This is a genomic window from Enterococcus wangshanyuanii (assembly GCF_002197645.1).
In the GTDB taxonomy this organism is placed as follows: Bacteria; Bacillota; Bacilli; order Lactobacillales; family Enterococcaceae; genus Enterococcus_L; species Enterococcus_L wangshanyuanii.
Map to the genome: position 1 here is coordinate 816,079 of NZ_CP021874.1, position 16,407 is coordinate 832,485.

Below are 16,407 nucleotides of genomic sequence, written 5' to 3' on the forward strand. Positions count from 1 at the left end.
TTACTTTTTATCTTGTAAATCTTTTGGTATTCCAAAAAAGAATGTTGCAACAAAGCCACCTGCATACGCAGCAAGTAACCCTAAAACATAGGCAAGCCATTGGTTATTAGCGATCAGCGGAATCAAAGCCACTCCACTTGGACCAATCGCAATTGCACCAACATTGCCAAATGCGCCAATTACCGCACCACCAAGACCGCCACCAACACAAGCTGTGATAAACGGACGACCTAAAGGTAAAGTAACTCCATAAATCAATGGCTCACCAATCCCTAAAATCCCAACGGGCAATGCGCCTTTGATCATCTCAACTAACTGTGTATCTTTTTTACAACGAATCCACAATGCTAATGCAGCACCAACCTGACCTGCTCCTGCCATAGCTAAAATCGGCAATAATAATGTCATTCCTGTTTGAGCGATCATTTCAATATGGATCGGTGTCAAGATTTGATGTAGTCCAAACATAACCATCGGTAAGAATGTAGCACCTAAAGTGAAGCCAGCTAGTATTCCACCTTTTTCCAATACAACATTGATCACACCAACTAAACTATTAGAAATCAAACCAGCAACTGGCATGATCAAAAAGATCGTCACTAAGCCGATCACAAGTAAAGAAACAGTCGGTGTAATAATGATATCGATAGAATCTGGGATAATTTTATGCAATTGTTTCTCAACTAGAGAAAGTAACCAAACTGCAAAAATGACTCCAATGATTCCACCTTGTCCAGCAGACAGAGTACCGCCATTTAAAATATTCGGCAGAGGTGCCTCAGGATTCATTCCTGTCAGCATTGTTACCGCACCGATCACGCCACCAAGAGCTGGTGTTGCGCCAAATTCGCTAGCACTATTGATTCCTGTATAAATCGCTAAATAAGCAAAAATCCCATTTTTGATAATATTCAACACGTCGATATATTGCTGCCAAGAGTCGCCAATGGTTCCTGCAACTAGCAAATTAGATAGAACTGCTGCAATCCCGCCAATGATACCAGCTCCAACAAATGCAGGAATCATTGGAACAAAAATATTAGAGATGGATTTCAATACGTTTTTAAATCCTGAACTATTCTTATTTCTCTCTTTTTGAGCTGCCTTTACTTCTGCTGCTTTTTCTTCTACTAGCTGCTTTCCTGAAACTTTATTTGGGAATGGTTCACCAAGTTTCACGCCTGCCATATCGACCATTTCCTGAGCAACTTTATTTACGGTACCTGGACCAATGACAACTTGCAACGTATCATCTTCCACAACGCCCATGACACCCTCGATGTTTTTCAATTCTTCAAGATTTACTTGATCATAATCGCGAATATCCATTCGAACTCTTGTCATACAATGACGCAATTTCAAGACATTTCCCTGTCCGCCAACTTCTTCATAAATTTCCCTAGCCAAACGTTTTACTTTATCTTCTGACACAGTCATTTCCCCCTTTGTTTTCCTTAAATTGTATTTTTTATAAAATGATTGCCTTTAATCAATTTTGCTTCTGCTTCTGTTTTTGAGGAGTTTGTCAAAAGCATCACGATAGCCAATTTGACATTCTCCTCTGCTTTGACAAAGTATTCCGCAGCTGTTTGGTAGTCACAACTTGTCGCTTCCATAATAATGCGTTTCGAGCGTTCCACTAATTTTTCATTTGTTGGTTTTACATCGACCATTAAGTTATTGTAAACTTTACCGATCCCGATCATTGAGACTGTTGATAACATGTTTAAAATCAATTTCTGCGCCGTTCCGGATTTCAGACGAGTCGATCCTGTTAAAAATTCAGGTCCTGCATCTACTTCGATTGGAAAATCCGCATAACGGCTGATTTCAGCATTTTTATTGCAGGAAACTGAAGCTGTTTTTGCACCCACCGAAGCTGCATACTCCAATCCTCCGATCACATAAGGTGTACGTCCGCTGGCTGCGATTCCAACTACGATATCATTATCTGCTAACTGAATCTCAACCAAATCCGCTTGTCCAAACTCTTTTGAATCTTCTGCACCTTCCACTGCGATCGTCATTGCCTTTTGCCCACCAGCAATCAATCCTTGCACCATCTCAGGCTCAACGCCAAACGTCGGTACACATTCTGCTGCATCCAGCACACCCAAGCGACCACTAGTGCCTGCGCCCATATAGATCAAACGGCCACCTTTTTTAAACGCATTGATGATTGCATGAACAGCAGGCTCGATTTGCGGCAGTGCTTCACTTACCGCAGCAGCTACCTTCTGATCTTCTTGGTTCATTTTTACCAACGCTTCTTCTACAGTCATTTCATCTAAATTCATCGTTTCTTGGTTTCTACGTTCTGTTGTTAATTTTTCTAAATCCATCTTATAACGTCCCTTCATTGATCAGTTTAAATTTACTACCAGCATTGATACATTTTAATAATGCCTGGTCTTCAGTGACTATTTGTGCGACCACATTGACTTTTTCATCTGCTGGCAAATCTTTTTTAGTTACTTGAATCTCTCCCATATAGCGACCGTAACTTGAATTATCAATAGTCACGCTTCCTAATGTACGTATGATTAATTTTTCTGCTTCGATTGTGGGAATTTTCTTAAAACGAGCATCTGCACTGCGGATCACATCTCTTGCGTCATCTTGCCGATTCACATGAGTTCCTAAAATCATTGAATAGTAGCGACTGCCAAGATCATTAGCTTCCAAAACTAACTCATCTTGTTCCAGATATAGCGCCAATTGTCGCATCGTGCGCTTAGAAATCATTGGATCACCAATATAAACACCGTCAACAGCAAATCGCTCTTTCAGTTCGATCATCGCTGCTAAAGGATGTTCATAACGATGCCTTTCCAAGGTAGGCAGCCCTTGGAATAAAGGTCCCCGCAATCTATCGTCACCGGGGACAAAAGCAAAAACTTTGAAGCCCGACTCTTTCAGCCACTGATTTTTTTGGGAGAAAGATGAACTTCCTAAACCTGTTTCTGGTCTAGGATAATAATTGTGCCAAGCTTCAAAATTAGAAAAATCAGCTTTATAATGTTTGAGCTCTTTGACATCATTTGACGTAATCGTGCTGGCATTCAGACCAACATTCATCACTTGCGACACCTGAGCAATTTTTTGATTAGAGATCGCATAATCCATACGCAATCCTGTCACACCTATCGCAGTGATTTCTTCTAAACTTTCAAAAGAAAAGCCCGCTCGGTTTAATGCTTCACCTGAGATATCGACCATGAGCTTCATTTCATTTTTGGAAGCAATCTCACCTAACTCTTTTAGTCGTTGTGCGTACAATTCGCTGTTTTCTTCTGGAATATGCAAAGAAGTAAATATTCCTTTCACTCCAACATGACTCATTTCTTGTATATACGTTCGAATCTCTTCTGTTAGATCTTCTCCAAGAAAAACTGAAATTCCATACATTTTCATCCGCTCCTCTCTAACACGCTTTCATTATAATTGTTTTGAAATAATATTTCAAGTTAAAGATTAAATTTATTTTATATCCGGAATTTTTTTTCAAAAAGCCGACAAAAAAGGAACAAACAACGGTCAATTGCTTGTTCCTTTTTATAAAATAATATTTCACTCTTTAGGCTTTCGCACTACCTACGACATCTCCAGCGGTGACCTCACCTGTTTTCGTTAGTTCAAACTGTTTCACAGCATCCATATTAGTAATAACGACTACCATATCTGTTGCTTTACCAGCTGAAACGATCTTTGCTAGATCAACTGTTGCAATCAATGTTCCTGGAGCAACCTTTGTTCCTTCAGTTACTTTGATCGTAAACGGTGCACCATTTAATTCTACTGTGTCGATCCCCATATGGAGTAAAACTTCCAGACCGTTAGCCATTTTCATACCAACTGCATGCTTCGTTTGAAATACGCTCAAAATTTTCCCTTCGATCGGCGCATAAATTTCTCCAGATTCCGGCAGAACTGCGAATCCATCACCCATCATTTTTTGTGAAAATACAGGATCATTCACTTCAGTAATCGGAATTACTTTTCCTGTTGCTACAGCGTATAGCGTTTCATTTACTTGTACTGGTTCTTTCTTTTTAAAAAATCCAAACATTATCTTTTTTCCTCCCATTTGTGAATAGTAATAGTATAGAAAATTCTTAAAGTAAATACAACTATCAATCGTTGGATTCTAATTTTTTCTTACATCACATAATTGTTAGTTGGTTTTTTTCTTACGAAAAGGTATACTATTAGTGATTTTATTATTTTTACATTGAAAGGATTGAACCTATGCTTTTATCAAATTTATGGAAAGCAATTATTTTAGGGATCATTGAGGGAGTTACCGAGTGGCTGCCGATCAGTAGTACCGGTCACCTAATTCTAGTGGATGAATTTATTAAGATGAATCTTAGCGCTGATTTTATGGAAATGTTCAATGTCGTGATCCAGCTAGGAGCGATCATGGCCGTTGTCGTTCTTTATTTTCATAAGTTAAACCCCTTCTCTCCTCAAAAAAATGAGAATGAAAAGAGAGATACTTGGATTTTATGGTCAAAAGTCCTGGTGGCTACTGTACCAGCTGGAATCATTGGTATTTTACTGGATGATTGGTTAGAAGCGAAATTCCACAATTTCTTTACGGTTTCTCTAATGTTGATCATATATGGTGTTGCTTTCATCATTATTGAAAAAAGAAATAAAACACGTAAACCAAAATGTAGTGATTTGAACAATTTCACATACAAAGCAGCAGCAATTGTTGGATTTTTCCAAGTATTGTCGTTGATTCCTGGAACTTCGCGCTCAGGTGCAACTATTTTAGGTGCGATTCTGATTGGTGCTTCACGGTTCGTTGCTACAGAGTTCTCATTTTTCCTTGGAATTCCTGTCATGTTTGGCGCTAGTTTCTTGAAAATCGTGAAGTTCATTGCAAAAGGCAATTCATTCGGCTTTAATGAAATACTTGTTTTATTAACTGGTTCCATCGTTGCCTTCGTCGTTTCGATCATTGTGATCAAGTTCTTATTGAACTACTTGAAACGCAACGACTTCACCGCTTTCGGTTGGTACCGAATTATTTTAGGTGTCCTGCTTATTAGTTACTGGTTATTTTCTTGATTATTTGAGATTGTAAAGAGCTATGATATGACTCTAAAGAGTCTATCACAGCTCTTTTTTTGTTACTCAAAATGATAATGATTATCAATCTTAATTAGAATAAATATATTTTAAAAAAACCAAAAACACTCCATTTAAATGGATTTTTTTAAATGATAATCACTATCATTCTCATTTAGAATATTTCATTATCAATTAGAATTTATTTATGTTATGCTCTTATTGAGGAGTGATAAGTATGAAACTTTCAAAAGAAAAAAAAGCAATTCTATCTACTATTTTATGTTTGGTTTTTATGATTGCAGGGTTTGTGTTAGAAAAATCTGGTGTTACTTTTTATCCGATCATTTTTATTTTAGCAATTGTTTTCGGCGGTTTTAAACAAACAAAAGAAGGGTTGATCAATACTTTTGAAGACAAACATTTGAATGTTGATCTATTGATGGCTTTGGCTGCTATTGGCGCTTGTATTATTGGCAATTGGTTTGAAGGAGCAATGCTGACATTTATTTTTTGTCTTAGCGGTGCCCTTGAGGAATACACTACAAACAAAAGTAAAAAAGAGATTGCTAGTTTGATGAATTTACAGCCAGAAACAGCATTACTATTTACGAATGGAAAAACGATGGAAGTCCCTGTTGATACGCTAAAAATTGGCGATACTTTACTTGTCCCAAAAGGTTCAAGCATTCCTATTGATGGTCAGATGGCTGCTGGAACAACTACCATAGACGAAGCAGCGATTACGGGAGAGTCTGTCCCTGTTGAAAAAAGTTCCTCAGACTTACTATTCGGAGGAACGATCAATCTTGGTGAAGCATTCACGATGACTGTTACAAAAAATAGTGAAGATACCCTATTTGCTAAAATCATTCGATTAGTCGACGAAGCACAAAATACTCCGTCTCAAACGGCAAGTTTCATTGAAAAATTGGAAAACACCTATGTAAAAATTGTCTTGATCACCATTCCTTTAATGATTCTGATCCCTTATTTCTTTTTAGATTGGTCTTGGAATGAAAGCTTTTACCGCGGAATGGTCTTACTTGTTGTCGCTTCACCTTGCGCATTAGTCGCTTCCGCAACTCCTGCTACCTTGGCTGCTATCTCAAATGGTGCTAGGAACGGAGTCTTATTCAAAGGCGGAGTCTATTTAGAGAACTTAGCAGCACTTAAAGCAATTGCTTTTGACAAAACCGGAACCCTGACAGAAGGTAAGCCGATTGTAACAGATGCTGTATTTCTTAGTGACAAACAAAAAGCAATCGATATTTTAGTTGCGATGGAGCGCCAATCCACCCATCCTCTTGCCCAAGCAGTGATCGATCATTTTGACGAAGAAAGCGCCACTCATTATAAACATCTTGATGTGAAAAACGTAATAGGTTTTGGAATGGAAACTACAATCAACTCTACAGTTTGGCGATTAGGAAAAATTTCTTTTGCAGATACCTCTTCAATTGCGCCAGCTATTTTAGAACAAATCGATCAACTACAGGCAGATGGTAAAACAGTCATTTATCTCTTTGAAGGAGAAACGATCGTTGCTTATCTCGGACTGTTAGATGTTCCAAAACCAGAAGCAAAATCGATCATTACTTATTTTAAACAAGTCGGTGTTCATACAACAATGATCACCGGAGACCAAGAAAAAACTGCGGCAGCAGTTGCAAATGAACTAGAAATCGATGAGATTCATGCAAATTGTTTGCCAGAAGATAAAACTATTCTTATTAAACAGCAAAAAGAACGCTATGGCGTTAATGCAATGGTTGGTGATGGCATCAACGATGCACCTGCACTGGCAAATGCAGCGATTGGTGTTGCCATGGGAGGCGGTACTGATATTGCAATGGATGTGGCCGATGTTGTTTTGATGCAAAACGATTTAGAGAAATTACAGATGAGTCACTTACTATCTAAAAAACTAAAACGAGTTGTTACTCAAAATATTCTTTTTTCAGCCTTTATCATTTTACTTTTAGTTCTTTCAAATTTTTTCCAATTGATCAGCCTTCCATTAGGGGTGATTGGTCATGAAGGTAGTACAATTTTGGTTATTCTAAATGGTTTGAGATTACTCAAAACGATTCCGATGGAGAAAGTAAAAACAAAATCACAGAGACCTTTTAAACCACTACGTTCATTTAATCGTAGTGAATCCAGCATTTAAAAACTAACAAGCAAGAAAGAAAGCGGAACAAAACTAAAAATCAGTTTTGTTCCGCTTTCTAAATCCAAATAAACGGCGAGAAAAAGGTAGCTACTACACTACGCTTCGATCACATCCAATTCTAAGTGCTAAAGCTCTAAGAATTGAAGGCATCGAAAATAAGTCGAAATTGCTGTAAAACACAACAAAGGATGAGTTAATGCTTTCTCGTCAAAGACTCATCGCAGATAAACAGTGTTGCACAGTATCTACTTGGTTCTCGGAGCTAAACACTTTTGTCTCATCCTCTTGTTCTCTATTTTTCTATACCAAAAAATTGCTTACTCCCATTCTTCAAGAAATTCTGTAAGGAAATTTTCTAAAAATTCTTGTCGCTGCTTTCCTATTGTTTTAGCATATGGCGTATTTAAACGATCGTTCAATAGTAGAATTTTTTCATAAAAATGATTGATGATCGTACTTTCTTCCCGATACTCTGATTTATTTTGCAATAGCCTTGGTTTAATAGTCGGATCATAAATTTTATTTCCTTTATGCCCGCCATAATAAATGGTTCGGATAATTCCGATTGCTCCCATTGCATCCAGCCGATCAGCATCTTGAACGATTTGTCCTTCTATACTTAATTCCTTTGTCGTTCCTTCAAGTTCTTGACTGAATGAAAGATTTTTGATGATATAAAGAATATGCTCGATCTTCTTGGCGGAAACGTTATTCTTCTGTAAAACATCCACGATCTCTTGATACGCTCTTCCTTGATCTTCAACAAGCTTTTCGTCTGCAACATCGTGAAGGTATGCTGCAGCTGCTACGACAAACTCATCACACACTTCTGTCTGTGCGATTTTTTGTGCATTACGGACGACACGTTCTATATGATCCATGCCATGACCGCTTTTATCCTCTTGTAATTTCGCTTGAACAAACGCCTCGATCGCACCTATTGTCTGCTTATCCATCTAGTTCCTCCTAATTGCTCTAAAAAAGGCTGAAACAAATGCGATTCATCTCAACCTGACATATTTCTCTTTAACTATTTTTAATGACCAATCCGCCAATCACATCTACGACTGATTCACTCGCATTCAATAAATCTTCTAACTGATCGTAAACATTTTTCCAGCGAATCACTTCGATTGGATTTTCTTCATTCGTAAACAAATCTTTCATAGACTCACTGTAAAGTTTATCAGCTTTCCCCTCGATTTCACTGACTTCATCCATCATTGTCCGCAAGGTCTTAGAATTTTTAAACTTTGCAAACTCTTTTGTCGCCGTTAAAACTCCTGCTGTAGCTTCTAGAGCATACGTAATAAACACCAATGCATTTTCTTTCAGGTCTTTAACCACTAAACTGCTCAATAAATAAGCAATACTATTGATCGTATCTAACACATCATCCAATCGTTCTGTGATTTCAACAATGTCTTCCCGATCAATTGGTGTAATGAAAGAAACATATAGTTCACTTAAAATTCGTTTAACGATTTGATCCCCTTCACGCTCTAGTTCGTGGATTTGTACTGCTTCTTTTTCTAAATAATCCAAAGAATAATTGAGGGCGATCATTTCCAAGATCTCTGCCGCCTGATGAGCATTTTTCGCTAAATGCTCCAACTCTCCAAAATAGTCAAATTGTTTCTTTCTTGCCATCTTACTCTCTCCCTTAACTTAACTCTATCCTTATAAATTTCGTTTTTCTACTTTTTACAGTCTATTAAAATAGGGCTACAAACAACTTAGCCATAACAAAAGCGATCAGACCACAGCCTGGAAATGTTAAAACCCAAGCAATCAACATTTCTTTTACAATACGCCAATCTACACTTGACACCCGTTTTGAAGCACCTACACCCATGATCGCAGTCGTTTTTGTATGTGTCGTAGAAACTGGAATACCAGCAATTGAAGCAGCAAATAAGCATACTGCCGTACTTAAATCAGCAGCAAAGCCTTGGTAACGTTCCAGCTTTACCATATCCATCCCAACGGACTTAATGATTCGCATACCACCGACTGAAGTTCCAACTCCCATCGTTACAGAACATAGAACCATGACCCAAATAGGAATAATGAAACCCGATCCAGATTTTTCAGCGAGATTATTATAATACAACCCCAACATAAAAACACCCATAAATTTTTGACCATCTTGAGCACCGTGCAAAAAAGCATTAGCTCCAGCGCCGAACGCCTGACCATAGGTGAAAACTTTATCTGCTGTTCTTCTGGCAACACCTCTGAAAAGGATTACAATCAACTTCGTTACGATAAAACCACCGCCAAATCCCATAACAGTTGAAACGACTAATCCAACCAATACTTTTGTCCATTCAGAGCCGTTAACCGCTCCAATTCCGCCTAAAGCCATTGCAGAACCAGTCAACCCAGCAATCAAAGCATGACTTTCACTTGTCGGTATGCCAAAATACCATGCTGCAACCGACCATACGACGATTGAGAACAGAGATGCTGCTAAGGCCACCTGAGAAGCATTTCCCTGTGCATCAAAACTGACGATGTTACTGATCGTTTCCGCTACCTGAGCGTTGAAATACGTCATAACTAACGCACCTAAAAAATTCATAACTACTGCCATCCAAATCGCTACATTCGGCTTCAACACACGGGTCGAGACAGCGGTTGCAATTGCATTCGGTGCATCTGTCCAACCATTAACAAAGATAACTCCCATCACTAACGTAACCGTTATCACTAAAGCAATATTCACAATGACACCCCACCATTTCATTTTTCATCTGTAATAATATCATATAATTTGTTAAAAGTATTCATTTTTTCATATAAGTCCTATTTTATTCAAGCAAATACATTAATTTTACTGTTAAGGAAAAAAACTTGTCATCTTTTATTGCAATGACAGTTTGGATTAGGTATAATGATTAGTGTTGAATTACATATGGATATTCCTGTGTAAGACCTTATTTTATCGGAGGTGAAAGAAATGCCAAATATTGAATCTGCAATTAAACGTGTACGTACTAACGCAAACGCGAATGCTCAAAATTCATCTCAAAAGAATTCTATGCGTACAGCAATCAAGAAATTTGAAGATGCTGTAGCTACAGGTGCTGATAACGCGGATGAGCTATATAAAGAAGCTGCTAGAGCTGTGGACATGGCTGAATCAAAAGGATTGATCCATAAAAACAAAGCGAGCCGCGACAAATCTCGTCTAAGCAAAAAATTAGCAAAATAATGAATTTGCAGAAGCTGACCTTACGGCAGCTTCTTTTTTGTACAAAAAAATGGGTATGATCCAAAACGAAGAAACGTTTTAAATCATACCTGATATCTCTACTATTTGTACCAAAGAAAACTTTTAGCCTCAAATCGTAGCTTCTCATAAAAACGACATACCTTTTCTTATTCTTCGAAAGTCGAAGCAAGTAATTCAGCTATTTTTGAAGCTCAAGTCCTTTTCGATCGATTTGAATCCAATATTCAGAGATTTTTTCAGACTCAACCAAATAAACGGCACTGGCGATCTGGATAACCTGTTTACCATCAGAAGTTGTTCCTACTTGTTTCCAACGAATATACACTCTATTTCCATCTGCTAATAATTCTTGAATTTCCAATTGGAACTGCCCATAAATGTCCTGCATTTCCTTTACATGTTCAATGTAATCTTGTGGAGAACGCTCGATTATATATTCATCCTCAGACTGAACTTGATGGGCAATCACGTACTCGTGCATATACTTATGAGCGGTTTCAAGGTTATTCCCTGAGCGGACATTTCTAAAAAAATCTTCCACGATCTCTTTTGGCTTTTTCATGAAATCCACGCCTTCCTTCATTCTTACCTTACACCTTGAGCAGATAATTTCAAGATAAACAATTCAAAAAGTAGCTCTTTATCCATCTTGCCGGTTTTCATTTTAACATCATTTTCAACAAGCTCATCATATATTTCTTCCAGACGTTCCAACTCAAACCGCCTCACTTGCTGCAGTGCTAATTTGACACGATAAGGATGAATTTTTAGTGTATCTGCAATATTGGCTTGTTGATATCCAAGCTTTGCTAGTATTTTTGTTTGTAAAAATAAACGGATTTGGTTCAATAAAATCGCATTCAGCTTGATCGTTTCCTCCCCTTGAAGTAAAAGATCTTCATAGAGCTGTATTGCCTTTTCTCCATTGCCTGATAGGACTTCATTCGTTAAATCGAACACATTGTGCTCCAAGGATTTCGGCACTAATTCTTTTACTGCATGAAGAGAAATAACTTTATCTTCTGAAGAAAAAAGAAATAACTTTTGCAGTTCACCCATTACTTTAGACAAATTCAAGTCTGTCAATTGCAATAATAGATCAAAAGCCTCGGGGCGAATATCATACCCTTCGCTTTGAATGGTTTGCTCGATATAATGACGTACTTCACGTTCGCCCATCGGATTGACATCGATGACGGCTGCTTGTTTCTTCAATGATTTAGTGATTTTTTTTCGTTCATCCAATTTTTCAACACTTGCATTAAATACCAGAATAGTCGTAGGCGACGGTTCTTCAAGATAGTTCAATAAACTATCGATATCATGATCAAGACCCGTTGTTTTTCTTTCAGCTGTTAAAAAATAAGGGTTTTCTATAAATACTAAACGATAGTCACCAAAAAATGGAATTGTTTCAGCTTCTTCGATCGCGGTTGATAAAGGAACCTCTTCCATATCAAAGGAAGAATAATTAAATTGATCATCTTCTGTTTTAATCAATTGATTCATTAATTCTGTTTTAAATAGCTCGCTTAAGTATCCTTCTGTTCCCTGAACTAGATAAACAGAAGCAAACTGTTGTTGGCGAACCTGCTGCAATGCTGCTTGTAAGTTCATAATTCCCCTCATTTCTCTTATCCATCCTATCACGACAATTCATGAAATGCTAGTCTTGTTTGATCATCGTTTATACGGGAGACATTTTTGACCAAGGTGTCCACTCATAGTATGCCATACCTTCTTGATCTGTTTGTAAGATCGTTACATTTTTCTTCTGTAGCGTTTCTTTGGTTTCATCATGAGGATGTTTGAAACGATTATTGCGTCCACATGAAATGATTGCTTCAATAGGAGAGGTTTGTTTGATAAATGTATCATCCGTCGATGTTTTACTCCCGTGATGCCCAACTTTTAAAACATCTATTTTTAAATTAGGATAGTTTGTAAGCAACTGCCGCTCACCTTCCTTTTCCAAATCTCCAGTAAATAGAAATCGTCGGTCAGCTATTTTTGAATAAACGACCAATGAATCTTGGTTTTCTCCATTTCCTTTCGTCATTGGTGCTAAAACGTTTAGAGATATTGAACTTCCGATCTTCTGACCCGCTAAAATAGGATAACATTTAACACCTGCCCGCTTTAAAGTGTTCAGCATGTTTTGAAACAGTCGCTTGCTTTCAGTACCTGTTGGATAATACAGCGCTCGAATCGGTATTTTTTTATGAATTTCTAAAAGATCCCCGCAATGATCCAAATCACCATGGCTGATCAACACCTTATCTAAATACTTTACCCCTTTACTTTTTAAAAACGGAATGACTGAGTAATCAGCGTTGGACTTTTGTTTGCTTTTTATGGCCCATTTCTCTTTTTCAAACAGCATTTTACCGCCTGTATCAATTAAAATATTTTCTTGATGAAAAGGGGTTTGAACAAAGATACTATCTCCCTGACCAACATCAATAAAAGCGACCATCCCCTTAGGAGAAATATATTTACTTTGAAGTAATAATAACAACATGACACCAGACAAACATGCTTTCTTTTTCTCTATAAGTAGACGGTCCAGCAAAATTCCCACTGAAAAAATGATCGCCATCAATAGCCAAAGTGAAAAGTGACCTGTAATAATCGTAAATGTACTGGTGTGGCTGAGCCACTCAAAAACTTTTTGCTGTAAAAGAAAATAGTATTCTAATCCAAAAATCCAAAAATCAAACCGAATCAAAAAAGAACTAATAAAACTAATCGTCAGCACAGGTAGAATCCCATATTCAAAGATCGGCAGTAACACAAACGTAAACACACTACCCGTCAGTTGCCATTCAAAAAACGAATGTCCTAATAACGGAATGATCGCAATATTCAAAAGAAATGAAAAACAATAACTTTTCAGCCAGTTATGATTGATCTGCTCAACGATCGGCTGTACAAAAAGAATCAGAAAAGACAAGCCATAACTTAATTGACCACCGATCGTGAACAATAAGTACGGACGAAAGATCAATCCCGCCATCAACGTCAAACTCCAACAGTCTAATCCTGATAATTTCCAGCGAAAACGCTGGTCTGCTAAAACAATGGAACTTTGAATCAATGCACGTACTACACTGACAGAAAACCCAGTAAGACCTGCATAAATCAATGCAAAGAAAAGCTGTAACCAAAATAATTTTTCTACAGTAAGTCCAATTCTTAAAAATAGATACCTAAAGCTACCGATAAAAAAAGTGACATGCATACCTGATAGACTGAACAAATGAAGAATTCCTAAATTTGCCAAAACATCCTCTTTTTGAGAAAAATCACTAGATCGATAGCCAAACAATAATGTTTTTAAGTGAAGAGCCGTTTCTTTCATGAACGTCTCCGAACAATAGTCAATCGCTTTTTTTCTAGTACTACTGATCCATGTCCTGAAATCATTCCATTGGATCTTTTGTTCTGAAACACTCTGAAGACTATTGATCGTCAACGTTTGGTAAATGCCTTTTGTTTTCAAATATTTCTGATAGTCAAAACCATGCAAATTTGTTTGAGCTATAGGCGTTTGGATTATTGCTGTAATACGCATCTTTAATGGCTGCGTATACTTCATCCATCTTTCTTTCTCTTGTTTAGAGGAGAATTGATAAAAAGCAACGATTTTTCTTGCCATCTTTTTAGAATGAAATTGTCCTTCTAATTGAAGACGATCTCCATCGATGTTCATTTTATCAGGTAAAACTGTAAATATGCCGGACAATTCCGTTTCTTCTGCAAATCTAAGCTGTTTTTCATCATTTCGGACCCAAGAACAAGGGAGGATCATAATAACAGCACACGTAAAACTAACACAGATGAGCATCCATTTTCTAGTTGCAGTAATACGCCAACATAAATACAGATAAAACAAACCTGACGGCCAGTCAAATTCTATAAAGAGAAATACAGATCCTATCATTAAAAGTACTGGAAATATCCAGTAACTATTGATCTGTTTGAGGTGCTTCGTCCATTGAAGCAAGCTCTTCTCCTAATTGTAATTCAGCAAAATATTTCTTTGAAAGAGTGACTTGATCCACACTTGCACCAACCTGTTTGATCAAATCTAGTGCGTAAGGATCATTACGGTAATCTTTTAAATAATGAATCTTTTTGATTCCTGCTTGTAGAATCATTTTCGTACATTGCAGACATGGAAAATGGGTCACGTAAATCTCTGCCCCTTCTGTAGGAATACCAAATTTTGCACATTGCAAAATAGCATTCATCTCTGCGTGTATCGTCCGGACACAGTGTCCATCTACAATGTAACAACCATCGTCTATACAGTGGACATCTCCACTAACAGAGCCGTTATAGCCTCCGGCAATAATTCGTTTGTCTCTGACAATCGTCGCACCGACTTCTAATCGAGTGCATGTACTTCTTAAAGATAATAATACGCTTTGCGCCATAAAATATTGGTCCCAGGGAATCCGTTCTAATGTCATTTTCATGCTCCTTCTTTTTACGCTACTGTCCATCTCATTTTCAAAATAATTTGCTGTTGCTTAAAAATAATAGGCTAATACAAATAGTAAATTATAGAAAAACTCCCGTCAAGAATCTAATTGATATATTCCAAAAATACTTCTTATAACAACATGCTTTTACTTAAGTCCTATATAGTAATCGTATCTTTTAACCGTTCAAACGTTTTTTCACCAAATCCGGAAATATTCTTTATCTCCTCTATTGATTTGAAGCCACCCTGTTCTTCGCGATAACGAATAATTTCCTGTGCTTTTTTTAGCCCAATACCTGAAAGTGTTTGAAGCTCGGTCTCATCTGCTTGATTGAGATTGACCTTTGACGCTCCATTAGCGTTTTCTTCACCGACCATTTCTTGTTTAAAAAGCGGCTCTTCTCCTTCGATCGGTACATAGATCACCATTTGATCAGTAATCTGTTCAGCAAAATTGACTTGCTTAGTATCTGCCCCTTCCTTGAATCCTCCAGCCAACATGATCGCGTCCCAAACTCTCATATTCATTTTCACTTCATACATTCCTGGTTGCTTGACTGCCCCCTTTATATCGACGTACAGCTGCCTTGGATCATGTGCTGATTCAGATGTCAGTATTTGTTCAGTTGAAGAAGTAACTGCTTGAAATGCTTCATCTATTGGATCACTAGGCTTTTTCATGAAAATTAGAATGACACTACAACATAAAAGAACACACACACCTCCCCCAACCAAGTAATATTTGTATTTACTGATGATCTCAGAATAATCCATTCTTTTCCCTCCTTAATCATAAAATACGCATTATTTTTCATTTTCATGATAGAAAAACAAACAGTCCATCGTATAATAGAATAAGAAGGTGATAAAAAGTGGAAAAAGACATTATTACACTATTGATTGAGAGGAATTTTTTAGGGTTGGAAAAGTTCATCGATGTATTTGGAACCGATATCATAAAATGTATTCGTTCGATTTTGAATCATCCGAAAGAAAGAATCTATCATAAAGAAACAGAAAATGAAGTTTTCTATCGTATTTGGCAGAAGATCGCTACTTACGATGCGCAAAAGAGCAGTTTAAAAACTTGGACAATGACGATCACCCGAAATATTTGCTTAGATAAAAAGCGTCAAATCATCCGTGAACAACAGATGATTCCAACCGAACAATTACCAGAGACGTTGTTAGAAGAAGATTATTTTGAAAAAGAACAGTTCTTAGATTTATTACAATCACTGAACAATGAAGATCAATTGATCTTCTTAAGATATTACTATTATCAAGACTCACCTAAAGATATCGCCAAAGATCTAACTATGGATACCGCTCAGATCTACAATCGATTATCTCGCGGGAGACAAAAACTTAAACAAGCAATCAAACGATAAATAAACAAACTAAATATACCAGGAGGAAATCATC

At 37.3% G+C, this 16,407-nt stretch carries 16 protein-coding genes; 4 read left to right on the forward strand and 12 right to left on the reverse strand.

The annotated features are described in order from the left end of the window. From CC204_RS03800 to CC204_RS03815, 4 genes are all read right to left on the reverse strand, one after another. The gene (locus tag CC204_RS03800) at positions 1 to 1,431 is read right to left on the reverse strand and encodes a PTS transporter subunit EIIC (protein WP_088268895.1); all 1,431 of its coding nucleotides are present in this window, start codon (positions 1,429 to 1,431) and stop codon (positions 1 to 3) included. Positions 1,432 to 1,454: 23 nt separating this feature from the next. Continuing rightward, positions 1,455 to 2,342 carry an N-acetylmuramic acid 6-phosphate etherase gene (gene murQ / locus CC204_RS03805; protein WP_088268896.1) on the reverse strand — a complete coding sequence of 296 codons (888 nt, stop codon included), beginning with the start codon at positions 2,340 to 2,342 and terminating at the stop codon, positions 1,455 to 1,457. 1 nt (position 2,343) lies between these two features. Then, positions 2,344 to 3,408: a DUF871 domain-containing protein gene (locus CC204_RS03810; RefSeq protein WP_088268897.1), complete on the reverse strand. Its 1,065-nt coding sequence runs from the start codon at positions 3,406 to 3,408 to the stop codon at positions 2,344 to 2,346. A 169-nt stretch (positions 3,409 to 3,577) separates the two neighbouring features. After that, positions 3,578 to 4,069 carry a PTS sugar transporter subunit IIA gene (locus tag CC204_RS03815; protein WP_088268898.1) on the reverse strand — a complete coding sequence of 164 codons (492 nt, stop codon included), beginning with the start codon at positions 4,067 to 4,069 and terminating at the stop codon, positions 3,578 to 3,580. 179 nt (positions 4,070 to 4,248) lie between these two features. Between CC204_RS03815 and CC204_RS03820 the strand changes: the two genes are divergently transcribed. Next, positions 4,249 to 5,079 carry an undecaprenyl-diphosphate phosphatase gene (locus CC204_RS03820; protein ID WP_088268899.1) on the forward strand — a complete coding sequence of 277 codons (831 nt, stop codon included), beginning with the start codon at positions 4,249 to 4,251 and terminating at the stop codon, positions 5,077 to 5,079. A gap of 238 nt (positions 5,080 to 5,317) precedes the next feature. Further along, the gene (locus tag CC204_RS03825) at positions 5,318 to 7,252 is read left to right on the forward strand and encodes a heavy metal translocating P-type ATPase (RefSeq protein WP_088268900.1); all 1,935 of its coding nucleotides are present in this window, start codon (positions 5,318 to 5,320) and stop codon (positions 7,250 to 7,252) included. Positions 7,253 to 7,572: 320 nt separating this feature from the next. On the opposite strand, the gene CC204_RS03830 is transcribed toward CC204_RS03825, so the two are convergent. From CC204_RS03830 to CC204_RS03840, 3 genes are all read right to left on the reverse strand, one after another. Continuing rightward, the gene (locus tag CC204_RS03830) at positions 7,573 to 8,211 is read right to left on the reverse strand and encodes an HD domain-containing protein (protein WP_088268901.1); all 639 of its coding nucleotides are present in this window, start codon (positions 8,209 to 8,211) and stop codon (positions 7,573 to 7,575) included. Positions 8,212 to 8,281: 70 nt separating this feature from the next. Further along, positions 8,282 to 8,905, reverse strand: coding sequence for a DUF47 domain-containing protein (locus tag CC204_RS03835; RefSeq protein WP_088268902.1), 624 nt, complete (start codon positions 8,903 to 8,905; stop codon positions 8,282 to 8,284). Between the two features lie 64 nt (positions 8,906 to 8,969). Then, the gene (locus CC204_RS03840; protein ID WP_088268903.1) at positions 8,970 to 10,004 is read right to left on the reverse strand and encodes an inorganic phosphate transporter; all 1,035 of its coding nucleotides are present in this window, start codon (positions 10,002 to 10,004) and stop codon (positions 8,970 to 8,972) included. A 213-nt stretch (positions 10,005 to 10,217) separates the two neighbouring features. Here CC204_RS03840 and rpsT point away from each other — a divergent pair, with 213 nt between their 5' ends. After that, a complete protein-coding gene (rpsT, locus tag CC204_RS03845) occupies positions 10,218 to 10,472 on the forward strand; it encodes a 30S ribosomal protein S20 (protein WP_069662814.1) in 255 nt (84 codons plus the stop codon). A gap of 199 nt (positions 10,473 to 10,671) precedes the next feature. Here the strand turns inward: rpsT and CC204_RS03850 are convergent, their stop codons facing one another. From CC204_RS03850 to CC204_RS03870, 5 genes are all read right to left on the reverse strand, one after another. After that, on the reverse strand, positions 10,672 to 11,055 hold the full coding sequence (locus tag CC204_RS03850) for an ester cyclase (RefSeq protein ID WP_088271647.1): 384 nt from the start codon (positions 11,053 to 11,055) through the stop codon (positions 10,672 to 10,674). A 23-nt stretch (positions 11,056 to 11,078) separates the two neighbouring features. Beyond that, on the reverse strand, positions 11,079 to 12,110 hold the full coding sequence (gene holA / locus CC204_RS03855; protein ID WP_088268904.1) for a DNA polymerase III subunit delta: 1,032 nt from the start codon (positions 12,108 to 12,110) through the stop codon (positions 11,079 to 11,081). Between the two features lie 70 nt (positions 12,111 to 12,180). Continuing rightward, on the reverse strand, positions 12,181 to 14,436 hold the full coding sequence (locus CC204_RS03860; protein WP_088271648.1) for a DNA internalization-related competence protein ComEC/Rec2: 2,256 nt from the start codon (positions 14,434 to 14,436) through the stop codon (positions 12,181 to 12,183). 25 nt (positions 14,437 to 14,461) lie between these two features. Further along, entirely contained in the window at positions 14,462 to 14,968 is a 507-nt protein-coding gene (locus CC204_RS03865; protein WP_088268905.1) for a ComE operon protein 2, read from the reverse strand. Between the two features lie 170 nt (positions 14,969 to 15,138). Continuing rightward, positions 15,139 to 15,756 (reverse strand): helix-hairpin-helix domain-containing protein, encoded by a 618-nt coding sequence (locus CC204_RS03870; RefSeq protein WP_088268906.1) that lies wholly within the window; start codon positions 15,754 to 15,756, stop codon positions 15,139 to 15,141. 98 nt (positions 15,757 to 15,854) lie between these two features. Between CC204_RS03870 and CC204_RS03875 the strand changes: the two genes are divergently transcribed. After that, positions 15,855 to 16,373, forward strand: coding sequence for a sigma-70 family RNA polymerase sigma factor (locus tag CC204_RS03875; RefSeq protein ID WP_088268907.1), 519 nt, complete (start codon positions 15,855 to 15,857; stop codon positions 16,371 to 16,373). The last annotated feature ends 34 nt before the right edge of the window (positions 16,374 to 16,407 follow it).